The following is a 14,331-nucleotide window of genomic DNA, read 5'->3' on the forward strand; positions in this document are numbered from 1 at the left end:
TAACGGTCAGAATGAATGGTTTTGGCTGGCTAAAAGTATTGAATCACATTGCTGTTCAGATCACTCTTTCCTAACAAAAATATAAGACATCATCGTTAATGTCGCTTCCTCTGACTGTGCTGTCGGGGAGATCTTGATTCCGATTTCAACAATCTGAAAATTATCCTGATTATGCCTTAATACGCAATTGCCTATTGGTTTTTGTGTCATCTTATCCTTGACGATATAATGCTCACATGCTTCGGATTCGTTTGGTGATGTTGCAATGGCGTCTTTAACCTCATTTTTTTGTTCAGTAGTGCTGATGTCAGGAAGTGATGCTTTAATGGTATTCAGCGAACCCGCATATACGCTGTTGGAAACCGCTTTCCCATTATCCTTAATAAAGGTGATATAAGCCTCCATACGCTGATTTATATGCTCTGCGCCGATAATAACCACATCTTTACCTTCGACTCTTTTTGCGCCGATTAGTTGACAGCAGGTCTCCTTTATATCGGGGAAATAGATCACCAGCATGCTGCGGTCAGTGTGATATTGGCTCACAGGACTGGCCGATATTTCCCAGTTAAAGGTAATCTCAGTGCCGTTTTGACTGATCGAGGGGTTGACCGCGATAGGAAGGCTACCCATGCTCATTAATACTTTGGTATAATCCAGACTGATGTTGGGATATACTCCCTGAAGGGCATTCTTTTTATTGTAAGAAACTGCCTCATTGTATTCGTTTCTGTCCGTTCCAATAACCGCGAGACGAAATCCTGCCCGGATGGCGTGGATGGAAGGTTTAAGAATCTCATTTACAACCTTCATTTTTTCGCAATTTGCTCTTCTCGCCGGAGTCAGTGGCTTTTCAGTTTTACCTATCATTCTGATGATGTGTTTGCCTTTTAAGGTGTAGCCTACCAGGTTGCCGACTCTGCCTTGGAATCCGCCAAATAACCCATTTATTAATTTTCCCATCTTTTTTTGTTTTTTTAGTTAAATGATTGAGTTGATTAGGAGTAATTTACAAATTCTTTCTTGCATCCTGTTCATATGTGTTCACATAAAGTCAATTGTCACTTGGTTTGAAAAACGTCGTCAAAAGGTCTGGAAGACCAATCACGGACCTATCAACCTCTTATTGATGGTCAAATGACAATCAATCGAAATTAACGGCATATGACACGCATTTTAATCACATTTTAGTGAGATTTTATTTTCATCGCCTTTTTATTTTGCGAGACCTTGATTGATGATTGCGGTTTTGTCTTATTTAAGCTAATTGTTTAGCAAATGATATAAAACTAAATAGCCTGGGTTTATTCACACCCAGGCTATCTTAACCATAAATAAATTGAATTCAGGCTTTTTCTAGCGGTTATAAGCATCTATAGCACTCTCCAGATGTCTGTTACCTGATGCCTGAATGAAATATCCGCCTGTAGCTAAGCCTGCACCAGCTCCGAGTAGTATAAAGGCTGGAGTAAAATTAGGACCTTTACTAAAACTGAATCCATTTCCGTTTGACATTTCTCTACTGCTGCTGCCCGTAACCAAAAAGGAGATTAGTCCGGACACGATAGCCGCCCCGGCAACGATATACATTGTTTTGCCTGTATTGATACTTTTTCTATAATTCTTCAGCATGTCCATGGCCCTTGGATTGTCTGCCATATCTGCGCTCAGGTTGTGGTAGTTTGCCTTTTTCAAATCTGCGTAACCTTTATTGTAGTACATTTTTACATCTACAGCCTGTGGTCTTCTATCCATGTACCTGCTACGTCTGTATCGATGATCGTATTGGTAAGGATAATAGTCTTCCTGCTGAAACATATTGATCTTGCCTTCAATAATGCGCTCGGAAAAGGAGGTGGTACTACCAAAATTAAGTCGGCGGGTGTTGGCAAAAAAGCCGTCCCCATTGCTGAAAAATTTGACTTGTTCTGTTGGAACTTTTCTGGAATCGGCCCGGAGTTGCAGGTATCCGGAAAAATCAGGTCGTAATCTAATGTCTTTGGCATAGATCACAGAATCGGAATAGAGGTAAATGAAGTTTTTTGATTCGTGCACCTGGGCACGGGTGGTCAGGGCATAGCATGCCATGACAACGATGAGTAATTTTTTCATTGTGGTTCATTTTGTGTGTAATTTATATTCTACAAATTGTTGGCCAGTATTTGATTCGTAAGAAATAAAATACATTCAAACAAGAAGCTGGGCCTTGTTCTAAATTCTATGTTTTATATCTGGATTATAATTCAATTGATTCTTGTGGGAATGAATACTTGCTAGATCTAACTTAACCTGAAACACATGAGGGCTTTGTATTAACACGTTTTTTATATGGGTTCGAATAGCCTTGTGCAGATAAATGTTCGAAACTATTATTGTGGTTAATTATAGCTTGTTTTAATTATTTATTTAGATAATAATTTAACTTATAATTTGTTTTTGTTTATACTACATAAGTTAGCCTATGACAGTTACTGCTACAGGCCCCGGCTTCCCCTCCCGATTTATCAATCCACTTACAGATTTTGGTTTTTAGTCCCACCGAATATGCGGCGAGTTCTGATGTGTATAAGAAAGTATATTTTGACCTCATGTGCACTGGGAAAGATGGTAATTGAGAATAGTATTGCTTTCGCTAGTGCAGAAGCGAAGATTGAGGGCATACAGCAAGGATTATTAATTGCTGCCCAGGAATTCAAGAAAGCAGGAATACCTATTGTACAAATTTCAGAAACCCTGGGGTTCTCGATTGAAGAAATTGAAAAAATATAAACGAGGGTTACCCAATAGTACATGAATTTCCCTTCTTTATAAACATAAAGAAGGGAAATGAACAATGTGATTAGCTTTTTGCTTTGTATAAGTATGTTAAAAAACAGTATTAAAATTGCCGTTAATCATGCCATAAAGGAGTAGTAGAGGTAGATGATTAAGATCTTAACCGGTATGTATGTAGAAGAAAAGTGATTTTATATATATATTGTAAAATGAAATTACCGCCTTACCACATTTTTCCTGATATTATCGGTGACAAAATCACAATACGACAAATTCAGCCCTCCGACATCAATGACATTATTGAAATTTCGTTTTATGATGCGATCCAGGCAACAACATCGCAGCAGGCGATAGAAATGCAGGATAAAATCAACAAAGACTATATCGACGGGAATTCAATTCATTGGGGCATTGTAGAGAACGAAACGAATAAGATTGTCGGAACTTGTGGTTATTATCGTGGATTGGACAAAGGAACCGGAGAACTTGGTTGCGTTTTATTACCTCAATACCAGGGGCAAGGTTTTATGACTTTATCAATGTCCCTTGCCATAGACTTTGGAATCAATACTATTGGATTGAACCGTATTTATGCAACAACAAATAAAGAAAACGACAAGGCCAGGAAACTTCTCGAGCGACTTAACTTCATAAAAATTGCGGATTTGGAAGACAATGAATTGGAATACGAATTAAAACACAGCAGCCTTACCGGATCTGTTTCGTAACAGGCGTAGCCACTCTGTTGAAGAGCAGCCACAGGGCCCGGTTTACCTGGAACATGTTGATGTCAACAGATGCTTTTTCGTTAAACATTGAATTGCCTCAAATGATGATCTGAGTGTTTATAGGCAAAGATGCCAATTTGTTCTCTTGTCATTTTACCAAAGAAATCGTGAATGAACTGGTCGTTTGAAAAGTTTTCAAAATCAGTGATTAAATCCAGAAGAATTTTCTTCTGAGCATTCAGATCCCCTTCTTTTTGTTTTACTGTAAATGCTTTTCCGGCCGGCATACCTTTGCCCAGAGGCTTATCATCTTTCGTATTGCTTCTGAGTGCCATTTTACCAAAGATCTTACCCAACCATTCCTGCTTATAAACAAGCCTGTTTTTTCCTAGAACCCATTCGTTCCATATGCTGCAATGCCTGGTCATTTGAAAAACATTCATTTTGCCCCAAAGCGCTTTCTTGTTTTCATCAAGCGTATCGACTCTTCGCGTCAATTCCTCTCTTATTGCCGGATCAAATATTGTTTTCATTATCAAAATTGTTTAAAGGTTGTAATGAAAAATAATTGCCGGAATCATCTTTAAATAATGCTTCTGTTCCGTAAAATTCCTTGGTGGGAGGTTTTATGAATTCCACGCCTTTGGCTTTTAGCTCTTCATAAGTAGCAAAAATATCTGTGCAGGTTAAGACTCCACAACCAAATATTCCTTTTTTGATGAGGTCTATTAAGTTTTCTGCGATTTCTTTCGGAAACATTTTGCTCACAGTAACCGGAAACAATACCAGTTGTAAGTCCGGCTGTTCCGGAGGTGAAACGGTTAGCCAGCGGGTTTCTGGTCCCATGGGGATGTCGTCTACAAGTTTGAAGCCTAATTTGTTTACATAGAAGTCATAAGCGCTATTCTGGTCTATGACGTGAATGTTTGTAATGCTCATTTTAGTAATCATGGTAATTTTGGTTAGATGTTAAACTCATTACAAACTTGAAGAATAATTTAGATATCGGGTTCTTCAAAATTGCTATTCTTAGCATCAAGCCAGCCATGTTGATAGGCATAACAGCTTGGAACAAAAGCAAGTGGTGTCATACTTATTTTCTTTTGAATCTCCTGCTGATGCTTGAGGTAACCGGATGGAGATTGACCTACAACTTTTGAGAAAAGACCACTAAAGGAGGAAAGACTGTCAAAACCTACTAAAAAACAGGCTTCAGAAACCGTAATGTTGTTCTTCAGCAGTTCTTTGGCCTTTTCGATTCTTACATATTTTAAATATTGGTGGGGTGTTTTTCCATAAGCTGATTTGAATAGCCGGATAAAATGAAATTTAGAAAAATAAGCCTCATCAGAAATGCTATTGAGGTCTATTTTATCCGCATAGTGGTTGTCGATGAATAATTTTGCCTGAACGATTCGTCGATATAAATAAACCTTCGGATATTGATCTGTAGTCATTTTTGTATCTCCTATTTACACAAAATAAAAAAAAATCATTAAAGTTTGTCCAATTTTAAAAAGCCGTTTGTCTTCAGGTTATAAATTCAAAAATTATAACAAAATGGAAAAGAGAATCAACATCTTAGGAAAAGGAAAAAATGCATTGAAGCCACTTTTTGAAATGGCGGGTTATTTAAAGCAATCATCACTGGGTACCGGGCTGCAATACCTGATAGAGTTCAGGGTGTCACAAATCAACCAATGTGCCTTTTGCCTGGACATGCACTATAAAGATGCAAGGGCTAAGGGAGAAACTGAACAACGTTTGTATGGTCTTAGTGCATGGAGAGAAGCACCTTATTATACCGAAAGAGAAAGAGCGGCTTTTGAATGGGCGGAAGCAGTGACAGCTGCCCATGTACCTGATGAGGTTTATCAAAGGGTAAGTGCTCATTTTTCAGAACTTGAAATGATTGACCTTACGATGGTCGTGACCACCATCAATACCTGGAATCGTATTAATCTTTCTTTTCCGAATGTGCCTGGAACTTACACAGTTGGTATGTTTGGCTAGAGATCAGCAAAATGTCCTTATCATCCCGGATGAGGACATTTTTATGCTACATTATAAATATCAGTGGTTAATTTTACATTTAAAAACAGAAGAACATGAATGACTTTTTATTGATTTTCAGAAGAGATTTCACGAATAAGGAAGCGCAGCCTTCTCCGGAAGAATTACAAAATTCAATTACTGACTGGCAAAACTGGTTTGGCGGGATTGCGGCGCAAAATAAACTGGCCCGGCCGCTGCAGCGCTGGGATATATCAGGCAAGGTGGTAAAATCAGACAAAAATGTGATCAACGGACCCTTTGTAGAAATTAAAGAATCTATCGGCGGACTGATCGTTATCAAAGCAGAAAGTTATGAAGATGCGGTTGAGATTGCCCAGGGTTGTCCGATCCTTGAATTCGGTGGAAACGTGGAGATCCGAATGGCTACTGAACCTGAGGGATAGATCAAATAAAATGAAGCAGCAGGAACTGATCCCGAATTTATTTAGAAGCGAATATCAAAAAATCGTTTCAGTACTTTGCCGATTGTTCGGTATGGCACATATTGAGGTCGCGGAAGATATTGTGAGTGATACTTTCCTTGCTGCTACAGAGATCTGGAGTACGAAGGGATTACCAGATAATCCCAGAGCGTGGTTATATACCGTTGCAAAAAATAAAACTAAAAATTATCTCAAAAGAGATGCGCTGTTCCAGCAAAAGCTGTCTCCGGAGATTCAGTATGATACTGCCGATACGGAAGAATTTGAGTTGGATTTGTCTGTCAAAAATATCGGGGATAGTCAGCTTGCGATGATCTTTACCGTCTGCAATCCTCAGATATCTACTGAATCTCAGGTAGCATTGGCGCTTAATTTACTTTGCGGTTTTGGTATTCAGGAGATTGCGGATGCTTATTTAACCAATAAAGAGGTCGTTTATAAGCGGCTTAACCGGGCGAAAGAAAAGCTGAAAGAATTGAACATCAGTATTGGACAACCGAGTCTGACTGAGATCCATTTGCGCATGGACAATGTGTTGACTACTTTGTACCTGCTCTTTTCAGAAGGTTATTATTCAATGGCGCAGAATACAACACTTCGAAGGGATTTTTGTACAGAGGCAATGCGACTGGTATACATGCTAACGGACCATGATCATACGAATCTTCCAAAGGTAAATGCTTTGCTTTCGCTAATGTGTTTTCATGCCTCAAGGTTTGATGCCCGTTCTGATCAAAACGGAGAAGCCATTCTGTACCAGGATCAGGATGAAAGTCTTTGGAATATGGAACTGATTGATCGGGGAAAGTATTATTTAGGTTTATCGGCTACCGGTGGTCAGTTAAGTAAGTATCATTTGGAAGCCGGTATTGCCTACTGGCATACCCATAAGGAGGATACGCCGGAAAAATGGGATCAAATTCTTCAGCTTTACAACAACCTGCTGATCCTGGAATATTCGCCTATTGTAGCCTTAAACAGAACCTTTGCGCTGGCAAAGGCCAATGGAAAACGGGCAGCTATTGCAGAGGCCGAAAAACTGAAACTTACGGATAATCATTTTTACTATTCCCTGCTCGGTAATCTATATACGGATATAGATAATACTGTTGCTTTGCAACATTATCAGCAGGCATTGACAATGGCCGTTTCAAATGCAGAGAAGCTGACCATCAGCAGGCACATTCAGCAATTGGGAGGAGTCCCTGGCAATGAGTATGGTATCTAAAATAATTTCCTCGGGAGCTGCTCTATAATAATGCTCTTCTTTAAGGAGTTTAAGAAACAACCGGGCAGCGGCTTCGCCCATTTTTAGGGTTTGCTGATCAATGGTGCTCAAGGCTGTAGCCGCATGTGCTCCAAATGCTTCATTTGCAAAACCGATGACTTTCACCTGATCAGGCACGTTTATTTGATATTCTTTTAATTTCTTAAGCACTCCCAAACCGGTATAATCCTCCAGCGCAAACACCCCGTCAAAAGGGATGTTCTTTTCCATCAAATGCTGAATGCATTCGCTACCCAATGTTAAAGAGGGGACCCCGTAAAAGATCAATGCTTCCTTTACCGGCAAATTGTACTGCTTTAAGGCAGCTTTATAGCCCCTCAGCCGCTCCTTAAATATGGGCACATTCTGATCTGTGGAAATATGAACAATATGTTTACATCCTTGTCTGATTAAATGTTCTGTAGCCGAAAAACCACCTTTATAATCGTCTATTCTTACAGATGGGACGCAAATTTCCTGAACGATACGATCGAACAGCAACAAGGGAATGTTATGTCTCTTTAGATCGGTGAAGTGGTCGTAATTTGATGTTTGAAGCGCTACGGAAGAAATGATCCCATCGACGCCTGATTTTATAAGTGTTTTAATTCCGGTTACTTCTTTATCGAATGATTCTTTTGATTGATACAATAATACATTATAACCGTTTTCATTTAATACCGTTTCGATGCCCTGTACGACAGAACTAAAAAAACTTCTGTCTAAGGTGGGGACCACTATGCCTATAATGTTTGTTCGGTTTGGACGAACTGAAGTGGCAGTTTCCCGTAGAACAGCTGAGGGGTTTTGTGTATTGATCTTTTTATATTTAAGTTCATAGTGTTTTTGAAATTTTACCGGTGATAGTCCGATTAATTCTTTGAACTGTTTGTTGAAATTGGAATGATTATTATAGCCGCAGCGGAAGCTTGTTTCGGATATATTGTACTTACCTTCCAGCAGTAATTTTGTGGCATGACTAATTCTTACTTCCTTTATAAAATCTATCAGAGTCTGGCCGGTTTCTCTCTTGAAGAAACGACAAAATGATGCCGATGTCATCGACAAAATATCTGCGACCACCGGCAATGAAATATTATTCTCAAAATTCTGGAATATATAATCATATACCTTACTGATTTTTGGTCCCTCATGAGCATTGTCAATCATGTTTAAATAAGAGGAAGACAGTGCCTGTTTTGTACCTGACTGCGCAAGTATATCCAACAATTGTAACATGAGTCCTGTCCTTGCCATTCCTTCAGACAGCAGCATTTTCTGCATCATCTTTTTTGCTATTGGTATCGTTGGACCAGAAAATGAAATTCCTTTCGAAGCTTTGGAAAGAAGCTCATTTAGTGGTTTTGCCTCCGGCTTTTCCAATAATTGCTGTCCAAGAAAATCAGGCGAAAAATGAACTGAAATTGATTGTGGCTGAACGGTTGGATCCAACTCCCTATCGATTTGCCAACAGTGAGGCAGATAGCTCCCCAGGAGCAGAAGCTGTGTTCCTTCAAACTCCAGAATATTGTCTCCAATAAAATGCTTGCCACAGTAATTCTCCAGTAATGCGATTTCGAAGTACTTGTGAGATTTTAAGACATTGTAAGGCTGCTCTTCTAATATTTCCGACTGGATGCTAAAGGATTGATCGGGTGGAAACATGAAATTTTCGTAAATGCACTGCATAAATGAATCTTAACCTATGGTGAATACGATATAGAAAGATGTTAGCCTGAAATTAACCAGGCTAACATCTGGCTCGAAAGTTTATCTTGCGATTTTTTGACTTTAAATATTAATCCAAAGGATTAAAGGTTCCTCCCCAGTTATTGTTTTGCAGCAATTTGGGATTTCTGTCCAAACGGGATTTAGGAATGCCATAAATATAATAATCGTCTTTGATCGCAATATCCGATTTATCCGTAGGGATAACCGTGATGGTGAATTTGTTGTAAATCTGATTGATATCATCCATTGGTTTCACGTCTTTTTCGCCGGGTTTTAGCAAATAGGCGAGTCCATGACGCTGTTGAAGTGCACGCAGGTATCCAAACATCTTCCATCGCCTGAGGTCATCCCATCTTTTACCTTCAAAGCAGAATTCAACAAACCTTTCGTTTTTATAAGCGGTTCTGATGTCGTCCTGAGCGAGGGCAGTGATGCCATAATTACCTGTGCCTGCAAGGATCCCGGCCCGATCACGGATCTGATAAAGGACGTTTAAAGCCTCGGTGGATTTATTCAGTTCGTTGGCACATTCGCCATAGTTCATCAATACTTCTGCGAATCTTATTTCCGGCCAATCTACGCCCGCGTTTCCTACGTTGCCTTTATTTATGGTTTTATCAACCGCCTTTACCCTATAGAAACTAGAGTTTGACCACAGCGGGTCCGGAGTAATCTGATTGTGAGCTCCTTCAAGCCCCGTATTACCGGCGTAGTTGCTGATGCTTAAAAAATAGGTCCAGAGGTAAGTGTTTCCGTCTTTCATCCCCTTCAGGTATTGATTTGGCGAACCATTGTAGTAGATGCTGGTGTAAAACCTGTCATCACGACTGCGGAATAAGGTATCATAAGACCTTGTTTCCGAACTCCAGCTCTTGCCATCTTTCATTGGGAAAGCATTTACCAGCTCCAGGGAAGGGCGGTCCTTTCCTACATCTCCACCCGAAAAATCCAGCGGAATAATGCCCGCCTGACTGTAAGTTGCTTCGGGATAGTTGAATCTTCTTACCATGACTACTTCCTTGTTCATCTCGTCGTCCCACATTTTGGCATAAGGTTTATACAAGCCTTTACTCCGGCCTTCTAAAAACTCTTTGGCAACCTTGTTGGCATCGTAGGCTTTCTGCCACTTGGTCTGATCATTATTCGGATTGAATAGCGGGCTGGCGAAAAATAGCAGCACACGGCCTTTGAATGCCATTGCAGCTCCTTTATCTATCCTGCCTATATCATTATTAGTCCATGCATCAGGCAGTAAAGCAATGGCCTCATCCAGATCTTTGATAATCTGGGTTAAACATTCTGATGTTTTACTTCTTGGCATCGCCAGGGAGCTCAGGTCTGTAGTTGGCAATTGAGCCGTCAGGATGAGCGGGACTCCTCCATATGTTTTCACCAGTCCATAATAACTCCAGGCTCTCCAGAAAAGTGCCTGTGCTTTGATCTTGCTGCGTGCATTTTGGTCAAAGCTTGCTTTATCGATATTATCCAGTAACATATTGACGGTACGGATATTATCATATGTTCCAAAACGGTCATTGGAATCGAAGGTGGCTGTTCCTCTGAACCAATCGCTGGTTTGTCGCTGGTAGGCTACTCCTTCATCTGAATCGGCCCCATCGCCATAGGTATTTCCCGGCATTAAAGCAGCGTAAATTTCATTCAGATAGGCGCCTGCAATATTGGGATCAGACCAAACATCGGAGGGGTTTACAGCGGTAAGGTTCTCCTTATCCAGGACCTTTTTACATCCGCCAAGGAAACTCAGTACTGCTATGAGTATGGGTAGTATGAATAATTTTTTCATCTTTTGCAATTTTTAAAACTGAATATTTAACCCTAAAATAAAACTCCTCATGATGGGATAGCTGCCAAATCCATTCAGCTCAGGATCATAGAATTTAAATTTCGATAGGTAGAAGAGGTTTGTAGTGGAAGTATATAGCTTAACATTATTGATCCCTGTAATTTTTAGCACGGATTTTGGAATGTTGTAACCCAGGTTGAGGTATTTCATTCTTACGAAACTGGCATTGTAGGTATTAAATGTGGATGCTTCAGTGTAACCGTTAGCTCTCGAATCGCCCCATGCGTACAATTTGGGCGTGCTGCCCCCCGGGTTCTCGGCAGTCCAGGAATCTGCATGATATACCGGGATTTTCCCACCGCCACCAAAGTTTCTGCCCCAGGAATCGTTATAGGTAAGATCAAAACCCGCTGATCCTGCAAAGAGCATATCCAGGGTAAATCCTTTATAGGCGAAATTCATGAGCAGGCCAAAAGATATAGGTGCGTTATTGCTCCCCATATACTTTCCAAGCACAATTTTATCGTAACCATCGATTTTTCCATCAGGTTGTCCGGCAGGACCGCTGATATCCTCAAAATTCATCATTCCCAGTTCAGGTTTAGCACCCATTATGGTATAGTTGGCGGGTAGCTTGTCAATATCTGATGGAGCGCGTAAAATTCCGGTAGCCCGGTATCCGGTCGAATAGGAAGCTGTCTTTCCTTCAGGATTGTCAAATGGTTGTGCATTGGATGCATGATCTTTGAGAATTGTTTTGGTGGTAGCGAGCCCGAATGTTCCTTTGAGGTTATAGGTAAAAGCCCTTTCCGGATTGCTGTTATAGCCCAATTCAAATTCAATGCCTTTTGCATCGCCTATGCCGTAATTACTTGCAGGTAATTTGGCGCCAAATTCTGATGGAAGTACCAGAACACGCTCGCCAAGGATATCATAGGTATGCTTTTTCCACAATTCGGTTGTGAAGGTAAACCGGTCTTTAATCTTTAAATCAAGGCCTATATTGGTAGATTCAGATTTCTCCCAGGTCAGATGAGCTGCCGGAAGACCTCCATAGCTAATACGGGGCAATGCCGTGGCAGGGTTTCCCATATAGTAGGTGCCTTTCTGGATGTTATATTGATCAAGCCATTTCCATCCTCCAATACCATCATCTCCGGTAATACCGTAAGAAGCGCGGAGTTTGATCATGTTAATGGTATTATACAATTTTGAAGACTTATACCAGTTTTCCTCGGATGCCAGCCAGCCTCCTGAAACAGATGGAAACCAGCCCCATCTCTGATCAGGAGCAAACTTGATGGAACCATCCCGTCTGATAGAGCCGGAGAAAAAGTATTTCCCGGCATATTCATAAATCACTCTTCCTATATAAGACAAGCGGCCATCCTGTTTTTCTTCTCCACCTGTACGCCAGTCGCTGTTGTTCTTGCTGGCAGCGAAGAACTGATCAACAGGGAACAGTGGGAAATTATTGCGGGTCATACTGAAATTGTAACTCTGATATTCGTATTGTTCGTATATACCGGTCGCGGCAAGGTGATGCTTGCCAAATGTCCTGTCGTAGTTGATTTGGGTATTTAACTGATAGGAATCCGACTTTGTATACTGATTGGTTAAATACTCGACCTCCGGATTACCGCTCTTTGTGGAGCTTAATATTTCATTCGTTACAATCAGACTGTTTGGGCCGGTACGCTTGAAGTTGTAGATCGTTTGTTTTTCTCCATAAATCTTATCAAAACTATTATTGATGTTCTTGCTAAAGGAAGCATGTAAGGATAATCCCTGTACGAAAGGTACACGGTAATCTACCTTCATCAATGCGTCTATTTGCTGGTTGTTATTTCTCAGGTACCCGCTGTTTTTGATCATTTCGGGAAGGTTGCCCAGCCATCCGGGATTAACGGGTTTTCCATCCATATAGGGGATAGAAAATACATCAAAGTAAAGCAATTTTGGCCAGAGGCCACCTAAATCATCACTGTTATCGGTAAGAAAATTAAACCGGTTCTTTGTCCCATAAGTGGTCGCCAGATTCAGGCTAAGGGTAAGGTCCCTGGTAATGTTGGAAGAGATGTTTGAGCGAAGGTTGTAGCGGTTATACTTTGTGTTTGGCAGGAAAGCCTTGTCATTAAAGAATGAGCCGCCCAGATAATAGGTTAATTTTTCACTCCCGCCAGATATGCTAAGGGAATGCTTCTGACTTGCCGGGTCCTGGTATACCGCATTAAAATTGGCCATTCCACCCGGATTTGCTTTTAGCACCCAGTCAATTTCTTCGTCTGAAACACCACCGATTGCTGCCTGTGTGGTCTTAAGGGCCGTTTTCATATCGATATATTCCGGATAGCTGCTGGCCTTGTCCATGGTGAAAATGGAATTGTATTCTACCTGTGCTTTACCTGGTGCACCTTTTTTTGTGGTTACCAGTATTACACCGTTCGCTGCCCTTGATCCATACACCGCAGCAGAAGCAGCATCCTTCAGCGCTGAGATCTGGTCTACTTCATTTGGGTCCAGTGCATCGAAACTTGTTTTGTCTCTGATCACACCATCTATTACAAATAAGGGATCGCTGGCATTCCAGGATGCAGAGGCACGTATGCGTACACCAGATCCTGCCCCGGGCGCACCTGTAGCGGTTCTGACGTGCATCCCGGCGAGTCTTCCTGCCAATACGTTGGAAAGGCTGGAACTTGGTATTTTGTCCATCTCCTTTCCGGAGACAGTTGAGATGGCAGAGGTAATATTGATTTTCTTTTGTGTTCCATAACCTACAGAGATGACCACATTCTCCAGCTCATTTTGTTGTGGAGACAAACTGATCGTCATCGGATCTGAAGTCGCCTTTACCTCTTTAGTTGTATATCCCAGAAATGAAACGATGAGTTCGGCATTTTCAGCTATTCCTTGCAGTGAGAATTCTCCGTTCCCGTCAGAAGTAGTGCCTTTTGTACTACTTTTAACTTTTATTGATGCTCCTGATAAAGGTTTTCCATTTTCATCCAGAACTCTTCCCTTAATGTCTATGACCTTTATAAGAGATGCAAAATTATCTGTTACAGGAGTCTGCTTTCTGATGATGATCATTTTGCCCTTAATGGTATAGCTTAAGGGTTGATCTTTTAAAGCTATTTTAAGTACTTCCTCCAGGGGAGTACCTTGAAAATCAGCGTTTATATTCCGGGTGTTCTTTATATTTCGCTTAGACCATATGATATCATACCCCGTCTGTTTGTTTATTTCATTAAACAGCTGTTTTAACGATGTATTTTTTTTAATGTAATTGAATCTTTGAGCAAAACCTGCGGCAGAAACCTGCAGCATACCCGCAATTAGAAAAACAGCAATTAGCTTCATTGTTGCCAGGAATTTAATGATGTAGCCTCGCGGCATACAAAAATATTTAGTATATTTTTTATACATTTGGTTGTTTGGTTTGATACAAAAAGTGTGAGCTGTCCAAGGCTTACATGCACTTTTTGAATGATCAGGAAATAATTAATTAATTAATTGTTTTCGGTT

The 14,331-nt window shown here is 40.6% G+C and carries 13 protein-coding genes; 5 read left to right on the forward strand and 8 right to left on the reverse strand.

The annotated features are described in order from the left end of the window. Positions 1-60: 60 nt before the first annotated feature. Together BLQ87_RS16915 and BLQ87_RS16920 are read right to left on the reverse strand one after the other, a co-directional pair. Positions 61-963: a DUF6266 family protein gene (locus BLQ87_RS16915; RefSeq protein WP_074609076.1), complete on the reverse strand. Its 903-nt coding sequence runs from the start codon at positions 961-963 to the stop codon at positions 61-63. 393 nt (positions 964-1,356) lie between these two features. Then, positions 1,357-2,112, reverse strand: a complete 756-nt coding sequence (locus tag BLQ87_RS16920) for a hypothetical protein (RefSeq protein ID WP_074609078.1) — start codon at positions 2,110-2,112, stop codon at positions 1,357-1,359. A gap of 492 nt (positions 2,113-2,604) precedes the next feature. Between BLQ87_RS16920 and BLQ87_RS33800 the strand changes: the two genes are divergently transcribed. Together BLQ87_RS33800 and BLQ87_RS16925 are read left to right on the forward strand one after the other, a co-directional pair. Next, positions 2,605-2,769: a hypothetical protein gene (locus BLQ87_RS33800; protein ID WP_172664854.1), complete on the forward strand. Its 165-nt coding sequence runs from the start codon at positions 2,605-2,607 to the stop codon at positions 2,767-2,769. Positions 2,770-2,984: 215 nt separating this feature from the next. Further along, the gene (locus tag BLQ87_RS16925) at positions 2,985-3,503 is read left to right on the forward strand and encodes a GNAT family N-acetyltransferase (RefSeq protein WP_074609080.1); all 519 of its coding nucleotides are present in this window, start codon (positions 2,985-2,987) and stop codon (positions 3,501-3,503) included. An 80-nt stretch (positions 3,504-3,583) separates the two neighbouring features. Here BLQ87_RS16925 and BLQ87_RS16930 read toward each other — a convergent pair whose 3' ends face one another. Genes BLQ87_RS16930 through BLQ87_RS16940 form a run of 3 tightly spaced genes read right to left on the reverse strand, consistent with a single transcriptional unit; the run spans position 3,584 to position 4,960 of the window. Beyond that, entirely contained in the window at positions 3,584-4,036 is a 453-nt protein-coding gene (locus BLQ87_RS16930) for a DinB family protein (RefSeq protein WP_074609082.1), read from the reverse strand. After that, positions 4,020-4,454 carry a VOC family protein gene (locus BLQ87_RS16935; RefSeq protein WP_074609086.1) on the reverse strand — a complete coding sequence of 145 codons (435 nt, stop codon included), beginning with the start codon at positions 4,452-4,454 and terminating at the stop codon, positions 4,020-4,022. Before BLQ87_RS16935 ends, BLQ87_RS16930 begins: the two co-directional genes overlap by 17 nt. A gap of 47 nt (positions 4,455-4,501) precedes the next feature. Continuing rightward, positions 4,502-4,960 carry a helix-turn-helix domain-containing protein gene (locus BLQ87_RS16940; RefSeq protein ID WP_074609088.1) on the reverse strand — a complete coding sequence of 153 codons (459 nt, stop codon included), beginning with the start codon at positions 4,958-4,960 and terminating at the stop codon, positions 4,502-4,504. Between the two features lie 103 nt (positions 4,961-5,063). Here BLQ87_RS16940 and BLQ87_RS16945 point away from each other — a divergent pair, with 103 nt between their 5' ends. The 3 genes from BLQ87_RS16945 (at position 5,064) to BLQ87_RS16955 (ending at position 7,229) form a co-directional block, all read left to right on the forward strand. Further along, positions 5,064-5,516, forward strand: a complete 453-nt coding sequence (locus BLQ87_RS16945) for a carboxymuconolactone decarboxylase family protein (RefSeq protein ID WP_074609958.1) — start codon at positions 5,064-5,066, stop codon at positions 5,514-5,516. 95 nt (positions 5,517-5,611) lie between these two features. Further along, positions 5,612-5,962 (forward strand): YciI family protein, encoded by a 351-nt coding sequence (locus BLQ87_RS16950; protein ID WP_074609090.1) that lies wholly within the window; start codon positions 5,612-5,614, stop codon positions 5,960-5,962. Between the two features lie 10 nt (positions 5,963-5,972). Next, positions 5,973-7,229 (forward strand): RNA polymerase sigma factor, encoded by a 1,257-nt coding sequence (locus BLQ87_RS16955; protein ID WP_074609092.1) that lies wholly within the window; start codon positions 5,973-5,975, stop codon positions 7,227-7,229. Here BLQ87_RS16955 and BLQ87_RS33805 read toward each other — a convergent pair. From BLQ87_RS33805 to BLQ87_RS16970, 3 genes are all read right to left on the reverse strand, one after another. Beyond that, positions 7,152-8,957 (reverse strand): substrate-binding domain-containing protein, encoded by a 1,806-nt coding sequence (locus BLQ87_RS33805; RefSeq protein ID WP_172664855.1) that lies wholly within the window; start codon positions 8,955-8,957, stop codon positions 7,152-7,154. The two genes, BLQ87_RS16955 and BLQ87_RS33805, sit on opposite strands and share 78 nt — an antisense overlap. Before the next feature lie 109 nt (positions 8,958-9,066). Beyond that, complete coding sequence (locus BLQ87_RS16965) at positions 9,067-10,803, reverse strand: RagB/SusD family nutrient uptake outer membrane protein (protein ID WP_074609096.1); 1,737 nt, start codon at positions 10,801-10,803, stop codon at positions 9,067-9,069. Positions 10,804-10,815: 12 nt separating this feature from the next. After that, a complete protein-coding gene (locus BLQ87_RS16970) occupies positions 10,816-14,202 on the reverse strand; it encodes a SusC/RagA family TonB-linked outer membrane protein (protein ID WP_172664856.1) in 3,387 nt (1,128 codons plus the stop codon). Positions 14,203-14,331: the final 129 nt, after the last annotated feature.

This window comes from Pedobacter steynii (genome assembly GCF_900103665.1).
GTDB classification, from domain to species: Bacteria; Bacteroidota; Bacteroidia; order Sphingobacteriales; family Sphingobacteriaceae; genus Pedobacter; species Pedobacter steynii.